The sequence below is a fragment of the Schumannella sp. 10F1B-5-1 genome, from assembly GCF_006517535.1.
Lineage (GTDB): Bacteria > Actinomycetota > Actinomycetes > Actinomycetales > Microbacteriaceae > Schumannella.
Map to the genome: position 1 here is coordinate 324,745 of NZ_VHQH01000038.1, position 10,437 is coordinate 335,181.

Here is a 10,437-nt window from a genome sequence, read left to right on the forward strand (position 1 = left end):
CCGCGCCTCCGAGCCGGCACCCATGCCTCGACTCTTCGGAACGGACGGGGTCCGCGGACTCGCCAATGGCGAGATCATCACCGCGGACCTCGCCCTCGGCCTCGCGCAGGCCGCCGCGGTGGTGCTCACGCAGGGCCGGCACGCGGACGAGAACCGCTCTCGCGGTCGTCGTCCGCGTGCCGTGCTCGCGCGTGACCCCCGCGTCTCGGGCGAGTTCATCGCCGCCGCCGTCGCGGCCGGCCTCGCCAGCTCCGGCATCGACGTGCTCGATGCCGGCGTGATCCCGACCCCCGCCGCCGCCTTCCTGGTCGGCGACATCGATGCCGACTTCGGCGTGATGGTGTCGGCGTCGCACAACCCCATGCCCGACAACGGCATCAAGTTCTTCTCCTTCGGCGGCACCAAGCTGCCGGACGTCGTCGAGGATCGCATCGAGGCGTCGCTCGGCAAGCCCCACCTGCTGCCCACGGGCGGCGGGGTCGGGCGCATCCGCCGCTTCTCCGACGCGGAGGACCGCTACATCGTGCACCTCGTGGGCACGCTCGGCCAGCGCCTCGACGGCGTGCACGTCGTGATCGACGCCGCGCACGGCGCCGCCGCCGGCATCTCGCCGGAGGCCTTCGCGCTCGCGGGCGCGACCGTGACCGTGATCGGCGCGGACCCCGACGGCCTCAACATCAACGACGGCGTCGGCTCGACCCACCTCGAGCAGCTGCAGGCGAAGGTGCTCGAGGTCGGCGCCGACCTCGGCATCGCGCACGACGGGGATGCGGACCGCTGCCTGGCCGTCGACCACACCGGCGCGGTCATCGACGGCGACCAGATCATGGCCATCCTGGCCGTGTCGCGCCAGGCCCGCGGCCTGCTGCGCGACGACACGCTCGTGGCGACCGTCATGTCGAACCTGGGTCTGCGCGTCGCGATGGCCGAGCACGGCATCCGCTTGATCGAGACCGCGGTCGGCGACCGCTACGTGCTCGAGGGCCTCGCCGAGCACGGCGCGAACCTGGGCGGCGAGCAGAGCGGTCACATCATCTTCACCGACCACGCCACGACCGGCGACGGCGTGCTGACTGGCCTGCACCTCGCGGCCGAGGTCGCCCGCACCGGGCGCACGCTCGCCGACCTGGCCGCGGTCATGACGGTCTACCCGCAGGTGCTCATCAACGTCTCCGGCGTCGACCGCACGCGGCTCGACTCCGACGAGACCGTCGCGGCGGCCGTCGCGGCCGCGAGCGAGCAGCTCGGCGACACCGGCCGCGTGCTGCTGCGACCCAGCGGCACGGAGCCGCTCGTGCGCGTCATGGTCGAGGCCTCGACCGAGGATGCGGCGCGCACCACCGCCGAGCACCTCGCCGAGGTCGTGCGCACGGCCCTCGCGGCCTGACCCGTCCGGTCGCGCCGCTCCCGCCGGGGCGCTCGCGCGTCGACGTCGCTCGCCGCCGCACGAGCGGGCGTCGTCAGATCTTGCGCAGCAGCACCGACGACACCGTGTGGTCCGCCTGCTTGCGCAGCACGAGCGACGCGCGAGCGCGGGTCGGCAGCACGTTCTGCACGAGGTTCGGCTCGTTGATCTCGCGCCAGATCGAGCGGGCCCGCGCCACCGCCTCGTCCTCGCTCAGCGCGGCGTAGCGGTGGAAGTAGGAGTCGGGGTCGGCGAACGCCCCGCGCTGCAGCCGCAGGAAGCGCTGCACGTACCACTCCTCGATGTCGGGGGTGCGCGCATCCACGTAGATCGTGAAGTCGAAGAGGTCGCTCACCGCGAGGCGCGACCCGGCGGTCGGCGGCTGCAGCACGTTGAGTCCCTCGACGATGAGCACGTCGGGGCGGTGGGTGACGTTCTCGACCCCGGGCAGGATGTCGTAGGTCAGGTGGGAGTAGACGGGCGCGGCGACCTCGGCCGCCCCGCTCTTCACCTGGCTGACGAAGCGCAGCAGCGCGCGCCGGTCGTAGCTCTCGGGGAAGCCCTTGCGGGTCATCAGCCCGCGCCGCTCGAGCTCGGCGTTGGGATGCAGGAAGCCGTCGGTCGTGACGAGCTCGACGCGCGGGGTGTCGTCCCAGCGGCCCAGCAGCTCGCGCAGCACGCGGGCGATCGTCGACTTGCCGACCGCGACCGAGCCGGCGACGCCGATCACGAAGGGCGTCGGCGCCGCGTCGTCGGCGACGCCGGCGCTGCCGGACGTGCGCAGGAACCCGCGGGTCGCGGCGTGCAGCGACTTGGCGCCGGCCGCATACAGGCTGAGCAGCCGGCTGAGGGGCACGTAGACCTCGGCGACCTCGGTCAGGTCGAGCGCGTCGCCCAGACCCCGGATGGCGGCCACCTCGGTCTCGCTCAGCGGCTGGGGCGTGTCGGAGGCCAGTGCGGCCCATTCGGCGCGCGGAATCTCGACGAAGGGGGTCGACCCGCCCGCACCGCTGTCAGACATCGCGTTCAGCGTAAGGGCACAGGGCGCTCCACCTAGAATCGAGCCCATGTGTGGCATCGTGGGTTACGTCGGTCCGGGTAGCAGTCTCGAGGTTCTGATCGGAGGCCTGCGGCGTCAGGAGTATCGCGGCTATGACTCCGCAGGCGTTGCGATTCTCGACGCTCACGGGGAGCTCGGTATGCGCAAGCGCTCGGGCAAGCTCGGCGTGCTCACCGACGACCTCGCCTCGACCGCGCTGCCCGACGGCCACACCGGCATCGGCCACACCCGCTGGGCCACGCACGGCGGCCCGACCGACGTGAACGCGCACCCGCACCTCGCCGACGAGGGGCGTCTGGCGCTCATCCACAACGGCATCATCGAGAACTTCGCCGAGCTGAAGGCCGAGCTGCTCGAGGCGGGCGAGAGCTTCCTCAGCGAGACCGACACCGAGGTCGCCGCGCTGCTGGTCGGCCGCGCCTACCGCGAGACGGGCGATCTGACGGCGGCGCTCGCGCGCGTCGTCGGCCGCCTCGAGGGCGCCTTCACGCTGCTGGCCGTGCACGCCGCCCAGCCCGGCGTCGTGGTCGGCGCCCGCCGCAACTCGCCGCTCGTGATCGGGCTGGGCGAGGGCGAGAACTTCCTCGGCAGCGATGTCGCCGCGTTCGTCGAGCACACCCGCCACGCGATGGAGATCGGGCAGGACCAGATCGTCACGATCCGCCCCGACAGCGTCACGGTCACCGACTTCGACGGCACTCCGGTCGAGACGCGCGAGTTCGAGATCGCCTGGGATGCGTCCGCCGCCGAGAAGGGCGGCTGGCCGAGCTTCATGAAGAAGGAGATCAGCGAGGAGCCGGAGGCGGTGGCGAACACCCTGCGCGGGCGCCTGGTCGACGGCCGCACGGTGATCCCCGAGCTCGAGCCGCTGGAGGACGTGCTGTCGGGCGTCGAGCGCGTCGTCGTGCTCGCCTGCGGCACCGCCTACTACGCCGGGATGCTGGGCAAGTACGCGATCGAGGCGTGGGCTCGGGTGCCGGTCGACGTCGAGCTCTCGCACGAGTTCCGCTACCGCGACCCGGTGCTCGGGCCGAACACGCTCGTCGTGTCGGTGAGCCAGTCGGGCGAGACCATGGACACGCTCATGGCGGTCAAGTACGCGAGCGCCGCCGGGGCGCGCACCCTGTCGATCTGCAACGTGCAGGGCGCGACGATCCCGCGCGAGTCGGACGCGGTGCTCTACACGCACGCCGGCCCGGAGGTCGCGGTCGCGTCGACCAAGGCCTTCGTCGCGCAGGCGACGGCGCTCTACCTGCTGGCGCTCAAGCTCGGCGAGGCGCGCGGCCAGCTCACCCCCGAGACGGCGACGCCGCTCATGGAGGAGCTGAGCGCGCTGCCGGACAAGCTGCAGAGCGTGATCGCCGACTCCTCCGACCGCATCGCCGAGCTGGCGAAGTGGTCGGCCGACACCCAGTCGGTGCTGTTCCTGGGCCGCAACGTGGGCTTCCCGATCGCGCTCGAGGGCGCGCTCAAGCTCAAGGAGCTGGCGTACATCCACGCCGAGGGCTTCGCCGCGGGCGAGCTCAAGCACGGACCCATCGCCCTGATCGAGCCGGGCCAGCTCGTCTTCGTCGTGGTGCCGAGCCCGCGTCACACGGGGTCGCTGCACCCGAAGGTCGTGTCGAACATCCAGGAGATCCGCGCGCGCGGCGCCCGCGTGATCGCGATCGCCGAGCTCGGCGACGCGGCCGTGGTGTCGTCGGCCGACGAGGTCATCCGCATCCCGCTGGCCGGCCCGATGTTCGAGCCGCTGCTCGCGGTGGCGCCGCTGCACGTCTTCGGCATGGAGCTCGCGGCGGCGAAGGGCCTCGACGTCGACCAGCCGCGCAACCTGGCCAAGTCGGTCACGGTCGAGTGAGCGCCGTCTGGCGCCGTCGCCTGGGCGCCAGGCGCGGCAGGCGCGGCAGACTGTCCGCATGATCTGTCGAGTGGATGCGCGCCCCGGGTGGCGGCGATGATCGCCGGCATCGGGGTCGATGTCGTCGATCTGGCGCGCTTCGAGCGGGCGGTCTCGCGCACGCCGAAGCTCGCCGAGCGCCTGTTCGCCGAGAGCGAACGCGACCGTCCGCTGCGCTCGCTGGCCGCCCGTTTCGCGGCCAAGGAGGCCGTGATGAAGGCGCTGGGGCGCTCGACCGGCATCCGCTGGCACGACATGGTCGTGAGCTCCGACGAGCACGGGTCGCCCGAGCTGACGCTCGGCGGCGCCGCGAAGGCGATCGCCGACGAGCTCGGCGTGACCCGGCTGCACCTCTCGCTGTCGCATGACGCGGGCGTCGCGATCGCGATGGTCGTGGCCGAGCGGGACGACGCGCGATGAGCGAGACGGCCGCGCCGTCGGGGGCGAACCCGTCCCGCCCGCCCCGCCCGCTGCGCGAGATCCGCGTCGATCTGGATGCGCTGCGCCACAACATCACGACCCTGCGAGCCCTCGTCGCCCCCGCGGCGACGATGGTCGTGGTCAAGGCCGACGCCTACGGGCACGGCGCCCTGCCGATCGCGCGCGCCGCGGTCGAGGCCGGGGCCGACTGGCTCGGCGTCGCCGACCTCGGCGAGGCGCTCGCGCTGCGGGCCGCCGGCGTCACCGCCCCGATGCTCGCCTGGCTGCACGGGCCCGACACCGACTTCCGGCCGGCCGCCGAGGCCGGCGTCGACGTCGGCGTCAGCTCGCTCGACCAGCTCGAGCGGGCGGCCGCCGCCGGGGCCGTCGTGCACCTGAAGTTCGACACCGGGCTCAGCCGCAACGGCATCCAGCACGACGACGCCCCAGCGGTCATCGCCCGCGTCGCCGAGCTGGCGGCCCAGGGTCTGCGCGTGCGCGGCGTCTTCAGTCATCTCTCCGGCACCTCCGAGGCCGACGACCTCGCGCAGCTCGCCCGCTTCGAGGGCGCGGTGGACGCGCTCCGCACCGCGGGCGTCGAGCCCGAGCTGCGGCACCTCGCCGCGAGCGCCGCCGCGATCGCGCTGCCCGCGACGCGGCTCGACCTGGTGCGTCTGGGCATCGCGAGCTACGGGCTGAGTCCCGATCCGCGTGTGCCGGTCGCGCCGCTCGGCCTGCGACCCATCATGGAGGTCGGTGCGGCGGTCGCGCACGTCAAGCGCGTGCCGGCGGGGGAGGGCGTGAGCTACGGCTTCACCCACCGCACGAGCGCGCCGACGACGCTCGCGCTCGTGCCCCTCGGCTACGCCGACGGCGTTCCGCGCTCGGCTTCGGGGGCAGCACAGGTGGCGATCGGCGGGGTGCGGCATCCCGTGGTCGGGCGCATCGCGATGGACCAGTTCGTGGTGGATGTCGGCGACGCCGAGGTCGCGGTCGGCGACCGGGTCGTGCTCTGGGGAGACCCGGCCGCCGGCGCGCCGAGCGCGGAGGAGTGGGCCGAGGCCGCGGGCACCATCGACTACGAGATCGTCACCCGCGTGGGGGGGCGCGCCGAGCGCACGGTGATCGGCGCGGCGACGAAGATCCCGACTTCGACCCCGACGGCGACGCCGGCCCCGGCTTCGAGCCCGACCGCCGTGGCGACGGGACCCGACGCGTGAGCCGCGTCGAGCTGGCGATCGCCGACACCGCCGCGATGGAGGCGCTCGGCGAGCGTCTCGCCGCGGTGCTGCGGGCCGGCGACCTCATCCAGCTCGACGGCGAGCTCGGCGCGGGCAAGACGACCCTGACCCGGGGCATCGGCCGCGGGCTCGGCGTGCGCGGCGCGGTGACGAGCCCGACCTTCGTGCTGGCGCGCACGCATCCCACAACCACGGGCGCGCCGCTCGTGCACGTCGACGCCTATCGACTGGCGAGCGCACTCGAGCTCGACGACCTCGACATCGACTGGGACGGCTCGATCACGGTCGTGGAGTGGGGCGCCGGCAAGCTCGACGGCGTCAGCGACTCGTGGCTGCGCGTCGCGATCGAGCGCCGCACCGGCGCGGCGGCGGATGCGGTGGTCGCGACCGGCATCGCGACCGGCGACAGCGCGCTCGGCGACGCGGCCGAGGAGCTCGAGGAGCCGCGGCGCGTCGTGATCGAGGGGCACGGGCCGCGCTGGGCGGAGCTCCCGACGCTGGGCTGAGCCGGACGCCCCTGAGAGCGAGCCGTCGACGCGGCCCTGCGCCTCAGTGCACGTGCTGGTGCGCGTCCGCGTCGCCGTAGCGGTCGCGGTGCCGGATCCAGCCCCGCGCATCCTGACGCCCCAGCGGCGTCACGTCGAGCAGCACGTCGTAGTTCTGCCCGAGCTCGGTGCCGCGAGCGCACGCCGAGTACTTGTGCAGGATGCGGTCGCCGTCGCGCAGGAAGGTCGACTGCACCGGCATGTCGAAGGCCGTGTCGCCGCCCTCGCCGAAGGGCCGCCAGTTGTACTCGGTCACCCCGCGCCCCGGGTCGATCACGGCCTGGAAGTCGTCGCTGAACCCGGTGCCGACCGTCGCGTAGATCGGCCGCTCCCAGCCGAGGCGGGCGCGCATCCGCTCGATCGAGGCGAAGGGCGCCTTCGCCACGAACTGCACCGCGGTGTCGGCGGCGGCGAAGTGCTCCATGCGACCGAGGCTGTCGTAGAACATCGAGCAGCTGGGGCAGGCCTCGTCGCTGTCGAGCCACATCATGTGGTGCACGAAGAGCTGGCTGCGGCCCTGGAAGAGCTCAGCCAGGCCGACCTCGCCCTCCGGCCCGACGAAGCGGTAGTCCTTCTCGACGAGCTCGAACGGCAGCTGCCGCAGCTCGCGCAGGGCCGCGTCGCGGGCCCGGGTCGCGGCCTTCTCGGCGTCGAGCAGCCGGATGCGCGCCGCGCGCCACTCGGCGTGGCTCACGACGACCGGCGGGCCGGGTGGGGCGTCGAAGGGGGAGATCGCGGCGCTCCCGGCCGCGGCGGCAGCGGGCGTGGTCTCGGTCGAATCGGCCGTGGTGTCGGTCATCGCATCCTCCGGACGGCGGTCACATCGATGTGGACGCCGTTCACATTAGGCGGTGCCGCTCGGCCGGTCAACGGTACGATCGTGGGGTGCTGCTGGCCATCGACACCTCGGCGGGCACGAGCGTCGCCGTCGTCGACGGCCCGGATCGCGTGCTCGCGCAACTCGACGAACCCGACACCCGCTCGCACGCCGAGCGCATCGGCACCCTGATCGCCGCGGCGCTCGCCGACGCCGGTGTCACCCCGCGCGAGATCGACGCGGTCGCCGCCGGGCTCGGCCCCGGTCCGTTCACCGGCCTGCGGGTGGGCATCGCCGCGGCGCGCGCCTTCGCGCTCGGCATCGGGCGTCCGGTCGTGGGCGTGCCGGCGCACGAGGCGGTCGCGCTCGACCGGCCCGGTCCGGTGCTCGTCGTCACCGACGCCCGCCGGCGCGAGCTCGCCTGGTCGGGCTTCGGCACCGCATCCGACTCGGCGCTCGCCTCCGGCGGCGGCGTGGATGCGCGTCTCCCGCGCCTCGTCCGCGGCCCCGAGCTCGTGCTCGCCGCCGATGCCGATGCGCTGTTCGCCGCGCTCGCCGCCGAGTCGGGCCCGCTCGCGGGCGCCGAGCGCATCGACGCCCCCGTCATCCCTGCCGGGCCGCTGGGACTCCTCGCCGAGCGGCACCGCACCGCCGGATCGGCGTCGAGCGTGCTCGAGCCCCTCTATCTGCGCGCGCCCGACGTGACGCTCTCGGCCGGCCCGAAGCGGGTCACCGCGTGAGCGGCGACAGCGTGGCGCCGCGCATCCGGCCCGCGACGCTCGACGACCTCGACGCGCTCATGGTGCTCGAGCACGAGATCTTCGCCGACGACCCGTGGTCGCGCGAGGCGATGCGGTCCGAACTGGTCTCGCCGCACACGCTGTACCTCGTGGCCGAGGTCGACGGTGCGCGCCCCGTCGCCTTCGACGCCGCGCCGCGCATCCCGTCGCCGGCCGTCGGCCCGATCGGATCCGAGGCGGTCGCGCCGCCGCCCGCGGCCGGCGACACCGCCGACGCCGCCCACATCGTCGGCTACGCGGGGCTGTCGGCCCCGTCGAGCGCCGACCAGGGCGATGTGCAGAACATCGCCGTCGTGCCCGAGCTGCGGGGCACCGGCCTCGGCCGCCAGCTGCTGCGGCTCCTGATCGCCGAGGCCGAGCGCCGCGGGCTCGCGGACCTGCTGCTCGAGGTGCGCGTCGACAACACGGCAGCGCAGAGGCTCTACCGCTCCGAGGGCTTCGCGCAGATCGCGATCCGCCCGCGCTACTACCGCGGGGCGATCGACGCGCTCATCATGAGCCGACCGCTCGCGAACGCGACCGCCGCGACCGCCGCGATCGCCACCGAGTCCGTCGCCGCGACTCCGACCGAGACCGAGGGGACCCCGTGACCGCCGAACCCCTCGTGCTCGGCATCGAGACCAGCTGCGACGAGACCGGCGTCGGCATCGTGCGCGGCCGCACCCTGCTCGCCAACGTGATCGCCTCGTCGATGGACGAGCACGCCCGCTACGGCGGCGTCGTGCCCGAGGTCGCGGCCCGCGCGCACCTCGACGCGATCGAGCCGACCCTGCACGCGGCGCTCGCCGAGGCCGGCGTGACCCTCGACGAGCTGGATGCGATCGCCGTCACGAGCGGGCCGGGTCTCGCGGGTGCGCTCATGGTCGGCATCGGCGCCGCCAAGGGGCTCGCGCTCGCGACCGGCAAGCCGCTCTACGGCGTCAACCACCTGGTCGGGCACGTCGGCGCCGACCTGCTGCGACCGCCGGCCGCGGCCGATGGGACCGCCCCCGGTGACCCCACCGCCGCATCCGCCGACCGCGGCGAGCTCGAGCTGCCCACGATCGCGCTGCTGGTGAGCGGAGGGCACACGAGCCTGCTGCTCGTGCGCGACCTGATCGATGACGTCGAGCTGCTCGGCGAGACGATCGACGACGCGGCGGGGGAGGCGTTCGACAAGGTCGCGCGGCTGCTCGGCCTTCCGTATCCGGGAGGTCCGCAGATCGACCGCGCCGCGGCCGACGGCGACCCGCGCGCGATCCGCTTCCCCCGCGGACTCACCGCCCCGAAGGACCGCGACCGGCACCGCTTCGACTTCTCCTTCTCGGGGCTCAAGACCGCCGTCGCCCGCACGGTCGAGGCCGCGCGCGACCGCGGCGACGACGTGCCGGTCGGGGATGTCGCCGCCTCCTTCCGCGAGGCCGTCGCCGACGTGCTCATCACCAAGGCCCTCGACGCCTGCGCCGAGCACGGCGTGCCGCGTCTGCTGCTCGGCGGCGGAGTCGTCGCGAACGCCCGCATCCGCGGGCTCGCCGAGGAGCGCTGCGCCGCGGCCGGCGTGACGCTGCGCATCCCGCCGCTCTCGCTCTGCACCGACAACGGCGCCATGATCGCCGGCGTCGGCGCCGCTCTCGTCGCCGCCGGGCGCGCGCCGTCGCCGCTCGACTTCGCGGCCGACTCGACCCTGCCGGTCACCTCGGTGCGGGCCTGACCGCTCGCGTCACCCGACGTTCGTGATCTCTTCTCGAAACACGCGGTCGCATTCGTTGACACGCATTCAGGGTTTTGACAGGCTTAGCGGCGCTGACGACTCATCTATCTAGGAGCCGAATACACATGACCGCCACCCCTCCTCCCGCCCAGCCGACCGGATACACCCCGGCGCCCGCCGCGAAGACCAACACCCTCGCGATCGTCGGACTGATCCTCGCGTTCGTGGTGAGCCTCGGAGGTCTGATCGTCAGCCTCATCGCGCTCAACCAGATCAAGCAGACCGGTGAGGGCGGCCGCGGCCTCGCGCTGGCCGGCGTCATCATCAGCGCGATCGGCCTCGTGATCGGCGTGCTGTACATCATCTTCGCCGTCATCCTCGTGGGCACCGCGGGTACCACGGGCTACTGATCCTCACGAAGATGCCCCGGCGATTCCGCCGGGGCATCTTCGTCTGCCACCGCCAGAGAATAGAGTCATCGCATGAGCGACATCCCTCCTCCGCCCGCCCCGGGCGGCAACCCCTACGGCCAGCCCGCCCAGCCGGCTCAGCCCTACGGCCA

General features: G+C 73.6%; 11 protein-coding genes. 9 read left to right on the forward strand and 2 right to left on the reverse strand.

The window, feature by feature from the left end:
• The first annotated feature begins 22 nt into the window (after positions 1–22).
• Entirely contained in the window at positions 23–1,387 is a 1,365-nt protein-coding gene (gene glmM / locus FJ658_RS10540) for a phosphoglucosamine mutase (RefSeq protein WP_141145327.1), read from the forward strand.
• Positions 1,388–1,460: 73 nt separating this feature from the next.
• Here glmM and coaA read toward each other — a convergent pair whose 3' ends face one another.
• Entirely contained in the window at positions 1,461–2,426 is a 966-nt protein-coding gene (gene coaA, locus FJ658_RS10545) for a type I pantothenate kinase (protein WP_141145328.1), read from the reverse strand.
• 46 nt (positions 2,427–2,472) lie between these two features.
• Between coaA and glmS the strand changes: the two genes are divergently transcribed.
• The 4 genes from glmS (at position 2,473) to tsaE (ending at position 6,529) form a co-directional block, all read left to right on the forward strand.
• Positions 2,473–4,323, forward strand: coding sequence for a glutamine--fructose-6-phosphate transaminase (isomerizing) (glmS, locus tag FJ658_RS10550; protein WP_141145329.1), 1,851 nt, complete (start codon positions 2,473–2,475; stop codon positions 4,321–4,323).
• A 96-nt stretch (positions 4,324–4,419) separates the two neighbouring features.
• Positions 4,420–4,782, forward strand: coding sequence for a holo-ACP synthase (locus FJ658_RS10555; RefSeq protein ID WP_141145330.1), 363 nt, complete (start codon positions 4,420–4,422; stop codon positions 4,780–4,782).
• Positions 4,779–6,002 (forward strand): alanine racemase, encoded by a 1,224-nt coding sequence (alr, locus tag FJ658_RS16650; RefSeq protein WP_219995757.1) that lies wholly within the window; start codon positions 4,779–4,781, stop codon positions 6,000–6,002. The genes FJ658_RS10555 and alr overlap by 4 nt, the downstream gene beginning before the upstream one ends.
• Positions 5,999–6,529 (forward strand): tRNA (adenosine(37)-N6)-threonylcarbamoyltransferase complex ATPase subunit type 1 TsaE, encoded by a 531-nt coding sequence (gene tsaE / locus FJ658_RS16655; protein WP_370454793.1) that lies wholly within the window; start codon positions 5,999–6,001, stop codon positions 6,527–6,529. Before alr ends, tsaE begins: the two co-directional genes overlap by 4 nt.
• Before the next feature lie 43 nt (positions 6,530–6,572).
• Here tsaE and FJ658_RS10565 read toward each other — a convergent pair whose 3' ends face one another.
• Entirely contained in the window at positions 6,573–7,367 is a 795-nt protein-coding gene (locus tag FJ658_RS10565; protein WP_141145331.1) for a DUF899 family protein, read from the reverse strand.
• Positions 7,368–7,453: 86 nt separating this feature from the next.
• On the opposite strand from FJ658_RS10565, the gene tsaB reads away from it, so the two are divergent.
• The 4 genes from tsaB (at position 7,454) to FJ658_RS10585 (ending at position 10,285) form a co-directional block, all read left to right on the forward strand.
• Positions 7,454–8,125 carry a tRNA (adenosine(37)-N6)-threonylcarbamoyltransferase complex dimerization subunit type 1 TsaB gene (gene tsaB, locus FJ658_RS10570; RefSeq protein WP_141145332.1) on the forward strand — a complete coding sequence of 224 codons (672 nt, stop codon included), beginning with the start codon at positions 7,454–7,456 and terminating at the stop codon, positions 8,123–8,125.
• Positions 8,122–8,775: a ribosomal protein S18-alanine N-acetyltransferase gene (gene rimI / locus FJ658_RS10575; protein ID WP_255447672.1), complete on the forward strand. Its 654-nt coding sequence runs from the start codon at positions 8,122–8,124 to the stop codon at positions 8,773–8,775. The genes tsaB and rimI overlap by 4 nt, the downstream gene beginning before the upstream one ends.
• On the forward strand, positions 8,772–9,875 hold the full coding sequence (gene tsaD, locus FJ658_RS10580) for a tRNA (adenosine(37)-N6)-threonylcarbamoyltransferase complex transferase subunit TsaD (RefSeq protein ID WP_141145333.1): 1,104 nt from the start codon (positions 8,772–8,774) through the stop codon (positions 9,873–9,875). The genes rimI and tsaD overlap by 4 nt, the downstream gene beginning before the upstream one ends.
• A 125-nt stretch (positions 9,876–10,000) precedes the next feature.
• Positions 10,001–10,285 carry a DUF4190 domain-containing protein gene (locus FJ658_RS10585; protein ID WP_141145334.1) on the forward strand — a complete coding sequence of 95 codons (285 nt, stop codon included), beginning with the start codon at positions 10,001–10,003 and terminating at the stop codon, positions 10,283–10,285.
• The last annotated feature ends 152 nt before the right edge of the window (positions 10,286–10,437 follow it).

What these genes read in the sequence shown, in the direction of transcription:
- glmM (WP_141145327.1), top strand. Translation starts at nt 23, where the DNA reads ATGCCTCGACTCTTCGGAACGGACGGGGTCCGCGGACTCGCCAATGGC.
- FJ658_RS10585 (WP_141145334.1), top strand. Translation starts at nt 10,001, where the DNA reads ATGACCGCCACCCCTCCTCCCGCCCAGCCGACCGGATACACCCCGGCG.
- FJ658_RS10565 (WP_141145331.1), bottom strand. Translation starts at nt 7,367, where the DNA reads ATGACCGACACCACGGCCGATTCGACCGAGACCACGCCCGCTGCCGCC.
- glmS (WP_141145329.1), top strand. Translation starts at nt 2,473, where the DNA reads ATGTGTGGCATCGTGGGTTACGTCGGTCCGGGTAGCAGTCTCGAGGTT.
- alr (WP_219995757.1), top strand. Translation starts at nt 4,779, where the DNA reads ATGAGCGAGACGGCCGCGCCGTCGGGGGCGAACCCGTCCCGCCCGCCC.
- FJ658_RS10555 (WP_141145330.1), top strand. Translation starts at nt 4,420, where the DNA reads ATGATCGCCGGCATCGGGGTCGATGTCGTCGATCTGGCGCGCTTCGAG.
- coaA (WP_141145328.1), bottom strand. Translation starts at nt 2,426, where the DNA reads ATGTCTGACAGCGGTGCGGGCGGGTCGACCCCCTTCGTCGAGATTCCG.